This window comes from Burkholderia sp. Bmkn7 (genome assembly GCF_041103175.1).
GTDB classification, from domain to species: Bacteria; Pseudomonadota; Gammaproteobacteria; order Burkholderiales; family Burkholderiaceae; genus Burkholderia; species Burkholderia cepacia.
The window spans coordinates 2,697,177-2,713,910 of the sequence record NZ_JBGCUH010000003.1; the positions used below are offsets into that span (position 1 = coordinate 2,697,177).

Annotated in this window: 12 protein-coding genes; 3 read left to right on the plus strand and 9 right to left on the minus strand. The window is 67.7% G+C overall.

Annotated features, from left to right (window positions below):
• Positions 1 to 46: 46 nt before the first annotated feature.
• The 3 genes from ntrC to glnA form a co-directional block, all read right to left on the minus strand.
• Positions 47 to 1,564: a nitrogen regulation protein NR(I) gene (gene ntrC / locus AB3K92_RS34120; protein WP_059858939.1), complete on the minus strand. Its 1,518-nt coding sequence runs from the start codon at positions 1,562 to 1,564 to the stop codon at positions 47 to 49.
• A gap of 46 nt (positions 1,565 to 1,610) precedes the next feature.
• Positions 1,611 to 2,753 (minus strand): nitrogen regulation protein NR(II), encoded by a 1,143-nt coding sequence (gene glnL / locus AB3K92_RS34125; RefSeq protein ID WP_021157653.1) that lies wholly within the window; start codon positions 2,751 to 2,753, stop codon positions 1,611 to 1,613.
• 160 nt (positions 2,754 to 2,913) lie between these two features.
• Positions 2,914 to 4,329 carry a type I glutamate--ammonia ligase gene (glnA, locus tag AB3K92_RS34130; protein ID WP_017331833.1) on the minus strand — a complete coding sequence of 472 codons (1,416 nt, stop codon included), beginning with the start codon at positions 4,327 to 4,329 and terminating at the stop codon, positions 2,914 to 2,916.
• A gap of 407 nt (positions 4,330 to 4,736) precedes the next feature.
• On the opposite strand from glnA, the gene AB3K92_RS34135 reads away from it, so the two are divergent.
• Entirely contained in the window at positions 4,737 to 5,201 is a 465-nt protein-coding gene (locus AB3K92_RS34135; RefSeq protein ID WP_021157651.1) for a rhodanese-like domain-containing protein, read from the plus strand.
• Between the two features lie 115 nt (positions 5,202 to 5,316).
• On the opposite strand, the gene AB3K92_RS34140 is transcribed toward AB3K92_RS34135, so the two are convergent.
• The 5 genes from AB3K92_RS34140 to hrpA form a co-directional block, all read right to left on the minus strand.
• Entirely contained in the window at positions 5,317 to 6,132 is an 816-nt protein-coding gene (locus AB3K92_RS34140; RefSeq protein ID WP_021157650.1) for a molybdopterin-binding protein, read from the minus strand.
• On the minus strand, positions 6,129 to 6,956 hold the full coding sequence (locus AB3K92_RS34145) for an EI24 domain-containing protein (RefSeq protein ID WP_021157649.1): 828 nt from the start codon (positions 6,954 to 6,956) through the stop codon (positions 6,129 to 6,131). The genes AB3K92_RS34140 and AB3K92_RS34145 overlap by 4 nt, the downstream gene beginning before the upstream one ends.
• Positions 6,957 to 7,067: 111 nt before the next feature.
• Complete coding sequence (locus tag AB3K92_RS34150) at positions 7,068 to 8,042, minus strand: sterol desaturase family protein (protein ID WP_369466653.1); 975 nt, start codon at positions 8,040 to 8,042, stop codon at positions 7,068 to 7,070.
• A 16-nt stretch (positions 8,043 to 8,058) separates the two neighbouring features.
• The gene (locus tag AB3K92_RS34155; protein ID WP_021157647.1) at positions 8,059 to 9,048 is read right to left on the minus strand and encodes a beta-propeller fold lactonase family protein; all 990 of its coding nucleotides are present in this window, start codon (positions 9,046 to 9,048) and stop codon (positions 8,059 to 8,061) included.
• Positions 9,049 to 9,229: 181 nt separating this feature from the next.
• On the minus strand, positions 9,230 to 13,438 hold the full coding sequence (gene hrpA, locus AB3K92_RS34160) for an ATP-dependent RNA helicase HrpA (RefSeq protein ID WP_060058561.1): 4,209 nt from the start codon (positions 13,436 to 13,438) through the stop codon (positions 9,230 to 9,232).
• Between the two features lie 23 nt (positions 13,439 to 13,461).
• On the opposite strand from hrpA, the gene argA reads away from it, so the two are divergent.
• Together argA and AB3K92_RS34170 are read left to right on the plus strand one after the other, a co-directional pair.
• Positions 13,462 to 14,841, plus strand: a complete 1,380-nt coding sequence (gene argA / locus AB3K92_RS34165) for an amino-acid N-acetyltransferase (protein ID WP_027786948.1) — start codon at positions 13,462 to 13,464, stop codon at positions 14,839 to 14,841.
• A gap of 50 nt (positions 14,842 to 14,891) precedes the next feature.
• Positions 14,892 to 15,167, plus strand: a complete 276-nt coding sequence (locus AB3K92_RS34170) for an oxidative damage protection protein (RefSeq protein WP_006478357.1) — start codon at positions 14,892 to 14,894, stop codon at positions 15,165 to 15,167.
• Between the two features lie 139 nt (positions 15,168 to 15,306).
• Here the strand turns inward: AB3K92_RS34170 and AB3K92_RS34175 are convergent, their stop codons facing one another.
• Complete coding sequence (locus tag AB3K92_RS34175; RefSeq protein WP_369466654.1) at positions 15,307 to 16,734, minus strand: MFS transporter; 1,428 nt, start codon at positions 16,732 to 16,734, stop codon at positions 15,307 to 15,309.

The following is a 16,734-nucleotide window of genomic DNA, read 5'->3' on the forward strand; positions in this document are numbered from 1 at the left end:
GTCCGATCGCGGCATGCGCGATGCCCGCGCATGCCGCAAATCGTGCTCAGGGCTCCAGATGGAGTTCCTGGATCTTGCGCGTGATCGTGTTGCGGCCGATGCCGAGGCGCTCCGCGGCCTCGACCTTGCGACCGCGCGTGAAGTCGAGCGCCTCGCGGATCACGGCCGCCTCGAAGCGGCGTGCGAGTTCGTCCATCACGTCGGCCGAATTCTCGCGCAACAGCCGTGCAACCTCGGTGCGCAAACCATGCTCCCACACCGGATAGCCGGCCGGCGCACTGCCGTTCGGCGCGGCTGCGACCGGCGCGGACGCCGCCGGCGCCGTGCCGGTCACCGGTGCCGAGAGTGCCGTATCGCCACCACCGACGTGCGTGCCCGCACCTTCGCCCGCAGCGACGACCGGCGCGCCGGCCGGCACGAGGTCGGGCGGCAGGTCCTTGATCTCGACCGTCTGCGCGGGCGCCATCACGGTCAGCCAGTTCGCGAGGTTCTCGAGCTGGCGCACGTTGCCGGGAAACGCGAGCGACGTCAGGTAGGCCAGCGCCTCGTCGGACACGCGTTTCGGCTCGACGCCGAGATCGCGCGCGCTCTTCTGCAGGAAGTGGCGCGTGAGCAGCGCGATGTCCTCGCTGCGCTCGCGCAGCGGCGGCAGCCGCAGCCGGATCACGTTGAGCCGGTGGTAAAGGTCTTCGCGGAACAGGCCCTGCCGCACGCGCGATTCGAGATTCTGGTGCGTCGCGGCGATCACGCGCACGTTCGCGCGCAGCGGGTTGTGCCCGCCGACCCGATAGAACTGCCCGTCCGACAGCACGCGCAACAGGCGCGTCTGCAGGTCGAACGGCATGTCGCCGATTTCGTCGAGGAACAGCGTGCCGTTCTCGGCCTGCTCGAAGCGGCCCTGCCGCGTCGACTGCGCGCCGGTGAACGCGCCGCGCTCATGGCCGAACAGCTCGGATTCGAGCAGGTCCTTCGGAATCGCCGCGGTGTTCAGCGCGATGAACGGCCCGTTCGCGCGCGGGCTGTGACGGTGCAGCGCACGCGCGACGAGCTCCTTGCCGGTGCCCGATTCGCCGGTGATCAGCACGGTCGCGGCCGAGTGCGACAGGCGGCCGATCGCGCGGAACATGTCCTGCATCGCGGGCGCCTGGCCGAGCATCTCGGGCGCCTCGGCCACGCGCTCGTCCTGCGGCACGCCGCCGCGCAGGCTTTCCTCGACGGCGCGGCGGATCAGCTCGACCGCCTTGTCGACGTCGAACGGCTTCGCGAGATATTCGAACGCGCCGCCCTGGAACGCCGCGACGGCGCTGTCGAGATCGGAGAACGCCGTCATGATGATGACGGGCAGGCCCGGCAGGCGCTCGTGCATCGCCTGCAGCAACTCGAGGCCCGAGCCGCCCGGCATCCGGATGTCGGATACGAGCACCTGCGGCGTCTCGTGGTCGAGCGCGGCCAGCGCGTCGCGCACGTTCGCGAAGCTCTTCGTCGCGAAGCTGTCCCGGGCGAGCGCCTTTTCAAGCACCCAGCGGATCGATTGGTCGTCGTCTACTATCCAGATCGGCTTCATAGGTCGGTCAGATATTGGTGAATCCGGTGAATCGCCATGCCGCCGCTCAATGATCGAGCGGCAGCAGGATCTGAAATTCGGTACGTCCGGGCCGGCTTTCGACCTCGATCGTCCCGTCGTGCTGCTGCACGAACGTCTGCGCGAGCGTCAGGCCGAGGCCGCTGCCGTCATCGCGCCCGGACACGAGCGGGTAGAAGATCCGGTCGCGGATGTCTTCCGGGATGCCGGGCCCGTTGTCGATCACGTGCAAGTCCAGTGCCAGCCGGTACAGGCGCTTCGCGATCGTCACCTTGCGCGCGATGCGCGTGCGCAACTCGATCTTCGCGTCGCCCTGCGCGATCCGTTCGCGCAGCGCCTGCGCCGCGTTGCGCACGATGTTGAGCAGCGCCTGGATCAGTTGTTCCTTGTCGCCGCGCAGGTCCGGCACGCTCACGTCGTAGTCGCGCTCGATCGTGAGCCCGCGCGGGAATTCCGCGAGCATCACCGCGCGCACGCGTTCGCATACTTCATGAATGTTCACGTCGCCGACGATGTGCGGATGCCGGTGCGGCTCCAGCAACCGGTCGACGAGCGTCTGCAGGCGGTCGGACTCCTTGATGATCACCTGCGTGTATTCGCGCAACTCGCCGCGCTCGCGCTCGCCGAGTTCGAATTCGAGCAGCTGGGCTGCGCCGCGAATGCCGCCGAGCGGATTCTTGATCTCGTGCGCGAGGTTGCGGATCAGCTGCTTGTTGACCGCGGTCAGGTCGTGGATGCGCTCCTCGCGATCGGTGCGCGACTGCCGTTCGTTCTCGAACAGCTCGACGAGCACGAAATCGGGCGCGGTCTCGAGGAAGCCGACGATCGCGTGCACGTGCAGCGGTTCGCGGCCGGGCCGGTCGAGCACGGTATCGAGGTGCGTCGCGTGAAAGCGTTCCTCGCCGATCGCGGTGATCGTCGACGCCAGTTCGTTCGCATTCGGAAAGATCTCGCCCCACGGCCGCTGCGCGAGCTGCCGGCGCGAGATGTCGAGCATCGCCTCCGCGGACGGGTTCGCGAACGCGATCCGCAGCGTCTTGCGGTCGAGCACGAGCACGACCGTCGGCAGCGCTTCCAGCCCCGCCAGCAGGCCCGAGCGTGCGAGCCGCTCGTCGTCCGTCAGTCGCTCGGGCTGCCCCGTTTTCGCCTTGATCAGATTCTTCAGAACCATCTGCGTGCTTGTCGCGCCTCAACGGGCCAGAAAAGGAAAATCACCGGAACAAAAAAGGGACGGCTGAACGCCGCCCCTTTCAGACTCCGCCGCCCCCGCCGCCAACCACGCGGCGGGAACGAACCGGCAAAACGGCGCTGAATCGAAGCGCCATCGCCGATTACAGCGAGTAGTACATCTCGAACTCGATCGGGTGCGTCGTCATGCGGAACTTCGCCAGCTCCTGCTCCTTCAGCGCGAGGTACGCGTCGATCATGCCGTCCGTGAACACGCCGCCGCGCGTCAGGAACTCGCGATCCTTGTCGAGCGCTTCGAGTGCCTGGTCGAGGCCCGCGCAGACGGTCGGGATCTTTGCATCTTCTTCCGGCGGCAGGTCGTACAGGTTCTTGTCCGCTGCTTCGCCCGGATGGATCTTGTTCTGGATCCCGTCGAGGCCGGCCATCATCAGCGCCGTGAAGCACAGGTACGGGTTCGCCATCGGATCCGGGAAGCGCGTTTCGATACGGCGGCCCTTCGGGTTCGACACGTGCGGAATGCGGATCGATGCCGAACGGTTGCGCGCCGAGTACGCGAGCTTGACCGGTGCTTCGAAGTGCGGGACCAGACGCTTGTACGAGTTCGTCGTCGGGTTCGTGATCGCGTTCAGTGCACGGGCGTGCTTGATGATGCCGCCGATGTAGAACAGCGCCAGTTCCGACAGGCCGGCGTAGCCGTTGCCCGCGAACAGGTTCTGGCCGTCCTTCCAGATCGACTGGTGAACGTGCATGCCCGAACCGTTGTCGCCGACGACCGGCTTCGGCATGAACGTCGCCGTCTTGCCGTACGAGTGCGCGACGTTGTGGATGATGTACTTCGACCATTGCGTCCAGTCGGCGCGCTGAACCAGCGTCGAGAACTTCGTGCCGATTTCGTTCTGGCCCTGGCCCGCCACTTCGTGGTGGTGCACTTCGACCGGGATGCCGAGCTGTTCGAGCAGCAGGCACATTTCCGAACGCATGTCCTGGAACGTATCGACCGGTGCGACCGGGAAGTAGCCGCCCTTCGTGCCCGGACGGTGGCCCGTGTTGCCGCCTTCGAATTCCTTGCCTGCCGACCACGGCGCTTCTTCCGAGTTGATCTTCACGAAGCAGCCCGACATGTCCGTGTTCCACTGGACCGAGTCGAAAATGAAGAATTCCGGTTCCGGACCGAAGTAGGCCGTGTCGCCGATGCCCGTGCTCTTCAGGTACGCTTCGCCGCGCTTCGCGAGCGAACGCGGATCGCGCTCGTAGCCCTTGCCGTCGGCCGGCTCGACCACGTCGCAGGTCAGCACGAGGGTCGACTCTTCGTAGAACGGGTCGACGAAAGCGGCGCTCGGGTCCGGCATGAGCAGCATGTCCGACGCCTCGATGCCCTTCCAGCCGGCGATCGACGAGCCGTCGAATGCATGGCCGCTTTCGAACTTGTCTTCGTCAAACGCCGAAACCGGCACCGACACGTGCTGCTCCTTGCCGCGCGTATCCGTGAAGCGGAAATCGACAAACTTGACGTCCTCGTCCTTCACGAGCTGCATGACGTCGGCGACGGTTTTACTCATAACCTCTTCTCCTGATTAGAACAATTCCGGCGGACTGGGAACCGCCTCGTTTATCGAGCTGACCGGGGTCTTGCTTTGGCGCAGCGCGCCCCGATTCGACCGAATTCTATATAGCAGCTTCCGTGCCACCTTTGCGAACGACGGGCGCAAATCGCGCCGGGGCTCGCCACGACAGGGCCGGGCTGCGCGATTCCGGGGCCTTGCGCCGCACCGGTCGCTTGCCGAAAGCACTGTGATGGTGCAATTCCGGCGACCCGCCGCAGTCAAGGAATCATTCTGGTGCATGCGTGCCATTCTGCACTTTTTTGGTGAACGCGTGGGCCATGCGTGCACCGCACCGCACGCGGCCATCCGTGCCGCGACGCCGCGCTAGAATGCTCGTTTGACCGATACGGAGACTCCCTGCCATGAGTACGCTCGACCAGCTTTACGCGAAGGCCGACGAACGCCGCGCCCAAGGCGCGCTCAACTACGCCGGGGCGCTGCTGCCGGCCGAAGCCTTCGAACTGCTGCAGCTCGATCCGTCGGCGCGCCTCGTCGACGTGCGCACCCGCGCCGAACTCGACTGGATCGGCCGCCCGCTCGTCGGCGACGGCCAGTACCTGCACCTCGAATGGACGCGCTACCCGGGCGGCGTGCCGAACGCCGAATTCGTCAACGAACTGAAGGCGGCCCTCCCGCCCGATACCCCCATCCTGTTCCTGTGCCGCAGCGCCGCGCGCTCGAAGCTCGCCGCGGTCGCCTCCGCGCAGGCCGGCTTCACGAAGGCGTTCGACCTGCTCGAAGGCTTCGAGGGCGCGAAGGACGCCGAAGGCCACCGCAAGACCGTCGACGGCTGGTGCTTCCGGAAACTGCCGTGGATCGGCGCCTGACGGCGCGCCGCGCCCGCCGGTGACGACAGCCTCATCGTCGAGCCGGGCGATGACATGCCGATGACGGGCCGCGTTGCGCGGCCCGTGGTTTTTGTGCGACCGGCCGGCACGCCGCTCAGGCGCGCGACGCCTCGGCTTCGACGACGTCGCCGCCGAGCAGGTGCACGCCCTCGCGCAGCTTCACGTACGCGGCCGCGACCGCTTCCGGCTCGCCCTTCACGCCGAGGTCGATGTGACGGCGCGCGAAGATCCCGCCACGCTCCGCATCGCCCACGCTCGGCAGGCTGAACACGCGCACGCCCGGGAAATCGCGCTCGATGCGCTCCATCAACGGCGTGAGCGTCGATTCCGGCAGCTCGAACACGTACAGCGAACGCTCCGCGTGCGGCGTCGCGTGATGCAGGTGCGCGTACTTCGTATCGAGCACCCATTCGATCATCGGCCACGCCATCACCGGGAAGCCCGGCACGAAGTGCAGGTCGCCGACCGAGAAACCGGGAATCCGGTTGTAGCCGTTCGGGATGATCGTCGCGCCCACCGGAAACACGCCCATGTTGAAGCGGTGCTGGTTCTCCGGGGAATCGAAATCGACCGGCGTGGCCGGGTCGGTGTGGGTTTCGCGGATCCGCTCCGAAATCAGCACCTTCGCTTCCGGGTGCAGCTCGAGCGTCACGCCGAGCGCGGCGGCCGCGCACTGGCGCGTGTGGTCGTCCGGCGTCGCGCCGATCCCGCCCGTCGAGAACACGATGTCGCCCGACGCGATCGCGCGCGCGAGCGTCGCCGTGATGCGCGCGGGATCGTCGCCGACGTATTCGGCCCAGTCGAGCGCGAGGCCGCGTGCGCCGAGCAGCTCGATGACCTTCGCCAGATGCTTGTCCTGCCGGCGCCCCGAAAGGATTTCGTCGCCGATGATGATGATGCCGATGCTCATGCCTGCCCCATGTCGATTGCGGTGGCGCGCGAACTCGCACGCAGGTCCTCCAGCGCGCGCAGGCAATAATGCCCGAACCACAGCGCCGAGAAGACGAGGATGAAAGCGTAAACCCAGATCATGGCCGCCGCGACGAACGGGAACAGCACCATCATCCAGACCGACGACACCCACACGAAGGTCGGCACGGTGCCGAGCAGCCCGGTCGCGACGCCGATGCCGATCAGCGGCCAGCGGTGCCGGCGCACGAGCGCCCGGCGCTCGTCGCGGCTCGCGTGCAGCGCGAGTGCGTCGTAGGTCATCACGCGGTACGTGAGCCAGCCCCAGATCACGGGCGGCAGCAGCGCGAAGAACGGTGGAATCAGCCACAGCGGGATCGTGACGACCAGCACGACGACGCCGGCCAGCGCCGCCCACAGCGAATTGAACACGCTGCCGAAGAAGGTGCCGCCCCGCTTCGGCTCGAGCGCCGCGAACTGCCGGTTCGACAGGTGCTTGATCACGACCGGCATCGAAATCGTCGCGATCAGCAACAGCACGGTCAGCACGATCAGCGGAATCGCGAGCGACACGACCACGAACGGCGCGACGACCGCATGCAGCTGCGACATGCCGATCGCGTCGAACGCGCGGTACAGCAGGGCCGTCAGCACGAAGCCGTCGAGCGCGCCGCGTGCGAGGTCCAGCAGCGTCTGCCACGAGAACCACAGCACGACGCCCCACAGGACGGCCGAGACGAGAAACGGCATCAGGGTGAGCCAGAGCATGCGCGGATGCAGTGCGCTCGCCAATGCCCGGACGAAGGAACGCAGCAAGTCGTTCATGCGAGCCTGTATCGACGGAGAAAAACGGGGAAAGGATAAACCACGCGGCCCGCATGCGCCAAAGCACATGCGGGCCGCGTGGGAGAGCCGCTCAACGTGGGAATGGCCGGATCAGGCCGACGCCGCGCCGCGCTTGGCGGGGAACAGGCGCCGGAAGATCCGCACGAACGCGAGGCCGTGCTGCGCCCAGAAGCCTTCGCCGTAGGACACGCCCTCGACCTGGTCGCGGATGCCGGTCGGCTCGACCGTGCGGTTCCACGACGCGGTGCCGAACATCATGTCCCACCATGGGAACAGCACGCCGAAGTTGCACCCGTACTTCGTGCCTTCGTGGCCGTAGCCGACCGCGTGGTGGCGCCGGTGGAAGATCGGGCTCACGAACAGGCGCTCGCCGAGCCAGCCGAACGACAGGCGCGCATTCGTGTGCTGAATGCTCTGCATGAAGTTGGTGAACGCGGTCAGCACGACGAACTGCGACGGCGTCACGCCGATCACGAGCGCGATCGCCGCGAAGAAGCACGACTGGATCACGTCGTCGAGCACGTGGTTGCGGTCGTCGCACCACAGCGACATCTGGCGCTGGCTGTGATGCACGGCGTGCAGTTCCCACCAGACGCCGAACTTGTGCTGCCAGCGGTGATACCAGTAGCCGGCGAAATCGAGCACGACGAGATAGATCGCGAACGCGACGATCGGCTTCGAGGTCACGCCCGGCCACAGGTAGTCGAGGTTGACGTTCGCGACCCCGTGCAGGCGCAGCCACGCCTGGAAGTTGTCGAACAGCGGCTGCAGCGCGAAGAAGAAGAACAGCGAATAGATGCCGAGCTTCGCGATCGCGGTGTAGATCACGTCGACCCGCACGGCACTGCGGTTCGTCCAGCGCTCGACGGGCCGCAGCGCCTCGAGCGGGCGCAGCAGCACGAACATCAGCACCATCTGCAGCGCGCCGACGATCACCCAGTACAGCGCGTCGTAGGTGTCCTCGTCGTAGTCCATCAGGTTGAACTTGAAGAGGAGCGGCTGCACGACGTCGACGTACAGCCAGGTCTGGATGTCCGATACGAACGCATCGATCAGGTGCAGCATCGTTCTCCCCCGCCCGTCACGCGCCGTTCGCGGCGCGCCACGGCGCGCGGTCGTAGAAGTAGATCCCGTGCGGCGAACGGCCGACGGCGATCGTCTGCACCAGCTTGCGCGACGCCAGGTCGATGATCCCGACCTTCTTCGCGAAGCGGAACGTCACCCACAGCGTCTTCTTGTCGGCGGACAGCTCCATGTCGTCCGGGCCCGGCAGAAGGCCGGTGATGTCGCCGACGTTGGTGAGCGTGTTCTCGTCGATGATGCTGATCGTGTTCGCGACCCGGTTCGTCACCGCGACGTGGGTGCCGTCGGCGAGTGAACGGAAGTTGTGCGCGCCCTTGCCGGTGTAGATCTGCTTGACGACTTTCTGGTTGCGCCAGTCGACCACCGCAACGTAATCCGCGCCCGTCATGCCGACGAGCAGGTACTTGTCGTCCGGCGTGAGCCACAGGCCGGCCGGCACCTTGCCGACCTTCATCTTCCACTTGACCGTCTGCGTCGGCAGGTCGATCGCCGCGATCTCGCCGGACACCTGCAGCGACACGAGCAGCGTCTTGCTGTCCTTCGTGAACGCGAGGTGGCTCGGCATGACTTCGAGCGGCACGCGCTTCACGAGCTTCAGGTCGCGGCCGTCGTAGCCGTAGATGTCGACGCGGTCGAGGCGCAGGCCGGCGGCCGCGAACCACTTGCGGTCGGGCGAGAAACCGAGCTGGTAAGGATCGTCGATCCCTTCGACGGTGCGCTGCAGCTTGCCCGTCTTCGGATCGAGGAACATCAGGCTGTTCGAGACCGAATTTGCAACGATCAGCGACGAATTGTCGGGCGTTGCCATCAGGTGGTGCGGTTCCTTGCCGGTCGGCATCGTGCCGACGACCTCACGGGTCTGCTGGTCGATCAGGGAAAGCGTCGCTTCGGCCGAATTGAGGATGATCACGTTATTCGCGTGGGCGGCGGGCGCCAGCACGGCGGCGGCCAGCGCGAGCGTGCGGCCGAGGGAAAGGAAAGTGCGCATGAAGACTCACGTCGTGGAACAACCGTCATTGTAAAACGTTCAACCGGCCCGGCCGGTTGACCTGGGCCGGCATTGCGCCACTTCGACGCACGCGGCGGCGGCCCGGCCGGGCGGCGCGGCAAGCGCCGCGCGGCCGGCCGGGGCCCGGCGCCGGCGCGGAGCCCGGGAAGCCGATGTTGCGCTAGCGCTGCATCGACTCCCAGACCTTGTGCAGACGCTTGACAGAGACAGGCATCGGCGTGCGCAGTTCCTGCGCGAACAGCGAAATCCGCAATTCCTCGAGCAGCCAGCGGAATTCCGCGAGCCGCGGATCGGCGACGCCGCCGCGCTGCGACACCGCGCGCTGGTACTGCTGGGCGAGCGGCAGCAGGTCGGCCGACTGCTTCGCGTCGCGCGCCGGATCGGCCTTCAGCTTGTCGATCCGCAGCGCGATGCCCTTCAGGTAGCGCGGGAAGTGCGCGAGTTGCGCGTAGGGCGTATCGATCACGAAGCGCTTGCCGACCAGCGCGGCGAGCTGCTGCTGCAGGTCCGCATGCGCCTGCGCGAACGGCTTCGCCTGCGCGAGCTTCTTCACGAGACCCGCGTATTCGGCCAGGACCTGCCCGACCAGCCGCGCGATTTCCTGCGCGAGCAGGTTCAGGCGGCTTCGGCCCTCGTCACGGCGCGCGTGGAAGCTCGCGTCGTCGTCGGGCAGCGGGTCCTGCAGGCACGCGCGGTCGAGCGCCGTGTCGATCAGCTGGTCGCGCAATTCGTCCTGCGTGCCGAGCGACATGTACTGCATCGCCATCTCGCGCAGGCCCGGCAGGTTCTTCTCGAGGAACTTGATCGGCTCCTTCAGCTGCAGCGCGAACAGCCGCCGCAGGCCGGCCCGGTGGATGCGCGCGGCCTCCTCCGGCGAATCGAACACCTCGACGTCGCAATGCGTGCCGCGATCGACGAGCGCCGGGTAGCCGTACAGCGTCTGGCCGCGCCGGCGGATCTCCAGCAGCTCGGGGAGCTTGCCGAAATTCCACGTCGTCAGGTTCTCGTACAGCGCCGTCGCGCCGGCTTCCGCCGGAGCGGACGTCTGCGGCGCCGCGCCCTTCGCGGGCTTCGGGCCGCGGCCGGGTGCGCCGGCCGTACCCGCCGCCGCCGGCGCCTGGCCGACCGGCTGACCCGCATCGGCATCGCCGCCAGCCGCGATCGTCGACGCCGCCGCGATCTTCTGGAACTGCTGCTGCGCCTGCGCGCCCAGCTCCTGGCGAAGCTGCGCGAGATTGCGCCCCATCGCGAGCTGGCGGCCGTGCTCGTCGATCACCTTGAAGTTCATGAACAGGTGCGCGGGCAGCGTCTCGAGCTTGAAGTCGGCCGTTTTCATCGCGACCTGCGTCTCGCCGCGCACGTCGGCGATCAGCGCCTCGACGAGCCCGCCCGCGCCGAAGCGCTCGCGGCCCATCCGCTCGACGAAGCCGGCCGCGTATTCGGGCAGCGGCACGCAGTGCCGGCGCAGCTTCTGCGGCAGCGACTTCAGCAGCAACTGCACCTTTTCCTTCAGCATCCCCGGCACGAGCCACTCGCAGCGGCGCGCGTCGACCTGGTTCAGCGCATACAGCGGCACCGCGAGCGTCACGCCGTCGCGCGGCGTGCCCGGCTCGAAGTGATACGTGAGCGCCATCTCGACGCCGGCCATCGTCGCGCGCTTCGGGAACAGCTCGGTCGTCACGCCGGCCGCCTCGTGGCGCATCAGGTCGTCGCGCGACAGGTACAGCAGCCGCTGCTTGTCCTCGGGCTGGCCGCCCTTCTTCACCTCGTCGCGATACCAGCGCTCGAATGCGGCACCCGTGTGGATGCCCGCCGGAATCGCCTGGTCGTAGTACGCGTAGATCAGCTCGTCGTCGACCAGCACGTCCTGCCGGCGCGACTTGTGCTCGAGCTGCTCGATGTCGGCGAGCAGCTTGCGGTTGTGCGCGAAGAACGGCAGCTTCGTGTCGAATTCGCCTTCGACCAGCGCGCCGCGGATGAACAGCTCGCGCGCCCGCGCCGGATCCTGCTTGCCGAACGCGACGCGCCGGCGGTGGTAGATCGGCAGCCCGTACAGCGTCGCGCGCTCGAACGCGCTGACCTGCGCCGGGCGCTTCTCCCAGTGCGGCTCCGACAGCGATTTCTTCAGCAGGTGCGCGCCGATCTTCTCGACCCACTCCGGCTCGATCTTCGCGAGGCAGCGCGCGTACAGCCGGCTCGTCTCGACGAGCTCGGCCGCCATCACCCAGCGGCCGGCCTTCTTCGCGAGCACGGAGCCCGGCCACAGGTAGAACTTGATCCCGCGCGCGCCGAGATAGTGCGGATCGTCATCGGCCTTCAGGCCGAGGTTGCCGAGCAGGCCCGTCAGCAGGGCCAGATGGACCTGTTCGTACGTCGCCTCGGCTTCGTTGAGCCGCCAGCCGTGCTCGCGCACGACCGTCAGCAGCTGCGAGTGGACGTCGCGCCACTCGCGCAGCCGCAGGTGCGACAGGAAATTCTGCCGGCATGCGTCGACGAGCTGGCGGTTCGACTTCTTGTGCGCGACCGCCTCTTCGAACCACGCCCAGATCTTCAGCCACTGCAGGAACTCGGAACGCTCGTCGGCAAACCGGCGGTGCGCCTGGTCGGCCTGCTCCTGCGCTTCGATCGGGCGGTCGCGCGGGTCCTGCACGGACAGCGCGCTCGCGATGATCAGCACCTCACGCAGCGACTGCTGGTCGCGCGCGGCGAGAATCATCCGGCCGACGCGCGGGTCGAGCGGCAGCCGCGCGAGTTCGCGGCCGAGCGGCGTCAGCGCGTTGTCGTCGTCGACCGCGCCGAGCTCGTTGAGCAACTGGTAGCCGTCCGCGATCGCGCGGCCGGGCGGCGGCTCGAGGAACGGGAACGATTCGATCGCCGTCAGGTGCAGCGACTTCATCCGCAGGATCACCGACGCGAGCGACGAGCGCAGGATTTCCGGGTCGGTGAAGCGTGCGCGCGCCTGGTAGTCGCTTTCCTCGTACAAGCGAATGCACACGCCGTCGGCCACGCGGCCGCAGCGGCCCGCGCGCTGGTTCGCGGCCGCCTGCGAGATCGACTCGACCTGCAGCTGCTCGACCTTGTTCCGGTACGAATAGCGCTTCACACGCGCGAGGCCGGTATCGACGACGTAGCGGATGCCCGGCACCGTCAGCGAGGTTTCCGCCACGTTGGTCGCGAGCACGATCCGGCGCGCGTTCGATGCCTTGAACACCTTGTCCTGGTCGGCCGCCGAGAGCCGCGCGAACAGCGGCAGGATCTCGGTATGCGGCGGATGATGCTTGCGCAGCGCCTCGGCCGCCTCGCGGATTTCGCGCTCGCCGGGCAGGAACACCAGCACGTCGCCAGGGCCTTCGCGGCACAGTTCGTCGACCGCGTCGACGATCGCGTCCATCAGGTCGCGCTCGGCTTCGCGCGCGGTCTTCACGCGATCGCGGCCGCCCGTGCCTTCGGCATTTTTCACGGCCGGGCGATCCTCGGCCACCGGCCGGTAGCGCATCTCGACCGGATACAGCCGCCCGCTCACCTCGATCACGGGCGCAGGACGCTCGTCGGTGCCGAAATGACGCGCGAAGCGGTCGGCGTCGATCGTCGCGGACGTGACGATCAGCTTCAGGTCCGGCCGCCGCGGCAGGATTTCCTTCAGGTAGCCGAGCAGGAAGTCGATGTTCAGGCTGCGCTCGTGCGCCTCATCGATGATCAGCGTGTCGTACGCCTTCAGCAGCGGATCGGTCTGCGTCTCGGCGAGCAGGATCCCGTCCGTCATCAGCTTCACGGACGCGCCCGGCGCGAGATTGTCGGTAAAGCGCACCTTGTAGCCGACCACCTCGCCGAACGGCGTGCCGAGTTCCTCGGCGATCCGCCGGCCGGTCGACGATGCAGCCAGACGGCGCGGCTGCGTATGGCCGATCAGGCCCGTGCCGCCGGCGCCGAGGCCGCGGCCGAGGTCGAGACAGATCTTCGGCAACTGTGTGGTCTTGCCCGAGCCGGTTTCGCCGCAGACGATGACAACCTGATGACCGGCGATCGCGCGCGCGATTTCGTCGCGCTTGCCCGACACCGGCAGGCTTTCGGGGTACGTGATCGGCGGGACGGGGTTCGGTGCGACGACGGCGCGCGGCGGCCGCTCGCGGCGCGGTGGGCGCTCGCCCGTTGCCTGGGGTGCGCCCTTCGCGGCCGGCTGGCGCGCATCGCCGCGCCGTTCGTCACCGCGCGGTGCGCGCGGCGCGTCTGCCGGTTTGCCCGCCTGCTTTTCCTGCTGCTGGCGCGCTGGCTGGCCCTGCTGCTCGCGTGCGTCGGCCGCACCATCCGGGTGCCGGGCCGACGGCGTATTGGCCCGCGTCGGCGCGGGACTTTTAGAAACATTCGACATGGGGGCGCATTATAATCCCGCCCATGAATTCCCAAACCGACCTCCCCCCCGCCCAGACCGGCGCCGCGACGCCGCCGGCCGCCGACGATTCGGCCGCCAGTCACGCGCAGTTCGTCGACTGGATGCGCTCCGTCGCGCCCTATATCCACAAGTTCCGCAACAGCACGTTCGTCGTGGGGTTTGGCGGTGAGGTGGTGCAGCAGGGGCTCCTGAACGCGCTCGTGTCCGACATCGCGCTGCTGCAGGCGATGGGTATCCAGATCGTGCTGGTGCACGGTTCGCGCCCGCAGGTCGAGGAGCAGCTGAGCCTGCACGGTGTCGAATCCGAGTTTTCGCACGGTCTGCGCATCACCGATGCGCGCGCGCTCGAATCCGCGAAGGAAGCGGCCGGCGAAGTGCGTCTCGACATCGAGGCCGCGATCAGCCAGGGTCTGCCGAACTCGCCGATGGCGCACGCGCACATCAGCGTCGTGTCGGGCAACTTCGTGACCGCGCGGCCGGTGGGGATTCTCGACGGGGTCGATTTCGCGCATACGGGCATCGTGCGCAAGATCGACGCCGAGTCGATCCGTCATTCTCTCGCGAGCCGCAAGCTCGTGCTGCTGTCGCCGCTCGGCTTCTCGCCGACCGGCGAAGCGTTCAACCTGTCGATGGAAGACGTCGCGTCGGCCGCCGCGATCGCACTGCGCGCCGACAAGATCATCTTCCTGACCGAAGCACCCGGCATCGTCGACGACGAAGGCGGCCTGGTGCGGGAAATGTCGCTCGACGCGGCCGCCGAGCTGCTCGATTCCGGCAACGTCCAGGGCGACGACGCGTTCTTCCTGAAGCACTCGATCCGCGCATGCCGCGGCGGCGTGACCCGGGCCCACCTGATCCCGCAGTCGCTCGACGGCAGCATGCTGCTCGAACTGTTCCTGCACGACGGCGTCGGCACGATGATCTCGTACGAGAACCTCGAGAGCCTGCGCGAAGCGACGCCGGACGACGTCGGCGGCATCCTGTCGCTGATCGAGCCGCTCGAGTCGGACGGCACGCTGGTGCGCCGCGGCCGCCACCAGATCGAACGCGACATCGACCACTTCTCGGTGATCGAGCACGATGGCGTGCTGTTCGGCTGCGCGGCGCTGTATCCGTACCAGCAGGAGAAGATCGGCGAGATGGCGTGCCTGACGGTCGCGCCGGAAGCGCAGGGCTCGGGCGACGGCGAACGCCTGCTCAAGCGCATCGAGCAGCGCGCCCGTGCACGCGGTCTCACGCACATCTTCGTGCTCACGACGCGCACCGAGCACTGGTTCCTCAAGCGCGGCTTCGTCAAGGTCAGCGTCGACGACCTCCCCGAAGACCGCCGCAAACTCTATAACTGGCAGCGCAAGTCGCTCGTGCTGATGAAGCAGCTCTGAGCGCAGGCACGACTGCCCTCCCCCCAGTTCGATTACAGGAGAAGTACACGATGGCTCGAATGATTCAATGCGCGAAGCTCGGCAAGGAAGCCGAAGGCCTCGATTTCCCGCCGCTGCCGGGCGAACTCGGCAAGCGCATTTACGAGAGCGTCTCGAAGGAAGCGTGGCAGGGCTGGCTCAAGCAGCAGACGATGCTGATCAACGAGAACCGCCTGAACATGGCCGACCCGCGCGCGCGCCAGTACCTGATGAAGCAGACCGAGAAGTACTTCTTCGGCGACGGCGCGGACCAGGCGTCCGGCTACGTGCCGCCGACGGAAGGCTGATGATGCGATGCGCGCGGCCGGCAGCCTGCCGGCCTTGTGCTCCGGGAAAGACGGCACCGTGTTTCGCACGGTGCCGTTTTCTTTTGGCGACATGCGCTCGGGGCGTTCCCGCCTCCCGCGCGGCGGCATGGCATGCCGCTCAGCCGGCCGGCTTCAGCGCGCCGCCGTCGCCCGGCTGCGCGCTCCCGTCGGCCGCGGGTGCCGCGCTGCCGCCTTCGGTGCCCCATTCGGCCGCATCGCTGCGTTCGGCCGTCGACAGTTCGTCCGCGCGATACCCGGTGCGATTCAGCAGCGCGAGCATGCAGACGAGCGACACGAGCGCGTAAAGCCCCGACGCGACCGCGACGCCGACGATGCTGCCGGTCGTGTTGAGGATCGCCTGCGCGAGCACGGGCGTGCCGCCGCCGACGACGAGCGCGCTCAGCTGATACGCGAGCGACAGGCCCGTGTAGCGGATGTTCGCCGGGAACACGCGCGCGAGCACGCCGCCGACCGCGCCGTAGAACATCGCCGACGGAATCGTCGAGATGCACATGCCCGCGACGGCGATCCAATACGAACGCGTCGCGAGCGCATGGAACATCACCGGCATCAGCACGATTTCCGGAATCAGGATCCAGCACATCGCGCGGCGCATGTCGACCTTCGACACGAACCACGCGCCGACCGGCTGCATCAGGAACTGCACGACGAGCGAGATCGACAGGATGCCGAGGAACGTGCCCTGCGCATAGCCGAGCTCCTTCGTCGCCCACGACAGCGCGAACGTGCTGCGGAAGTACGTGACGTTGATCACCGGCAGCGTGCCGGCCGCGAGCAGCACGACGACCCGGTGATCGCGCACGACGTCGCGCAGCGGCAGCTTCACGGTGCGCTTGCGCGCGAGCACGCGCCGCATGTCGGCCGACTCCTCGAGCTTCAGCCGGATCACCATGCCGATGATCACCAGCACGGCCGACAGCAGGAACGGAATGCGCCAGCCCCACATCAGGAACGACGGTGTCGGCAGCGCGCTCAGCGCGAAAAACGCGGCCGTGGCCAGCAGGTTGCCGGTGGGCGAACCCTGCTGCGCGAACGCCGCGTACAGGATGCTGCGATGCTTCGGCGCGTTCTCGCTCGCGATCAGCACCGCGCCGCCCCACTCGCCGCCGACCGCGATGCCCTGCAGCACGCGCAGCGCGACGAGGCCGGCCGGCGCCCATACACCGATCTGCGCATAACCGGGCAGCAGGCCGATGCCGGTCGTCGCGAGCCCCATCATCACCAGCGTGATCACGAGCGCGGTCTTGCGGCCGACACGATCGCCGAGATGCCCGAACACGATGCCGCCGAGCGGCCGCGCGGCGAAGCCGGCCCAGAACGTGACGAACGCAAGCAGCGTCGCGACGCCGGGATCCATCCTGCTGGAAAAGAACACCTTGCCGAACACGAGTGCCGCGGCGGTGCCGTAAATGTAGAAGTCGTACCACTCGATCGTGGTGCCGACGAACGCCGCGAAGGCGGCACGGCCGGGCCGCGGCTGCGGCTGCGGTTGCGGCCCGGCGGGCGGGGATGGCTGACGGCTCAT

Bases quoted from the DNA above. Each gene is read 5' to 3' on its own strand.
- ntrC (WP_059858939.1), bottom strand. From the start codon at position 1,564: ATGAAGCCGATCTGGATAGTAGACGACGACCAATCGATCCGCTGGGTG.
- glnA (WP_017331833.1), bottom strand. From the start codon at position 4,329: ATGAGTAAAACCGTCGCCGACGTCATGCAGCTCGTGAAGGACGAGGAC.
- AB3K92_RS34175 (WP_369466654.1), bottom strand. From the start codon at position 16,734: ATGAGCCGTCAGCCATCCCCGCCCGCCGGGCCGCAACCGCAGCCGCAG.
- AB3K92_RS34135 (WP_021157651.1), top strand. From the start codon at position 4,737: ATGAGTACGCTCGACCAGCTTTACGCGAAGGCCGACGAACGCCGCGCC.
- glnL (WP_021157653.1), bottom strand. From the start codon at position 2,753: ATGGTTCTGAAGAATCTGATCAAGGCGAAAACGGGGCAGCCCGAGCGA.
- AB3K92_RS34170 (WP_006478357.1), top strand. From the start codon at position 14,892: ATGGCTCGAATGATTCAATGCGCGAAGCTCGGCAAGGAAGCCGAAGGC.
- AB3K92_RS34140 (WP_021157650.1), bottom strand. From the start codon at position 6,132: ATGAGCATCGGCATCATCATCATCGGCGACGAAATCCTTTCGGGGCGC.
- AB3K92_RS34155 (WP_021157647.1), bottom strand. From the start codon at position 9,048: ATGCGCACTTTCCTTTCCCTCGGCCGCACGCTCGCGCTGGCCGCCGCC.
- hrpA (WP_060058561.1), bottom strand. From the start codon at position 13,438: ATGTCGAATGTTTCTAAAAGTCCCGCGCCGACGCGGGCCAATACGCCG.
- AB3K92_RS34145 (WP_021157649.1), bottom strand. From the start codon at position 6,956: ATGAACGACTTGCTGCGTTCCTTCGTCCGGGCATTGGCGAGCGCACTG.
- AB3K92_RS34150 (WP_369466653.1), bottom strand. From the start codon at position 8,042: ATGCTGCACCTGATCGATGCGTTCGTATCGGACATCCAGACCTGGCTG.
- argA (WP_027786948.1), top strand. From the start codon at position 13,462: ATGAATTCCCAAACCGACCTCCCCCCCGCCCAGACCGGCGCCGCGACG.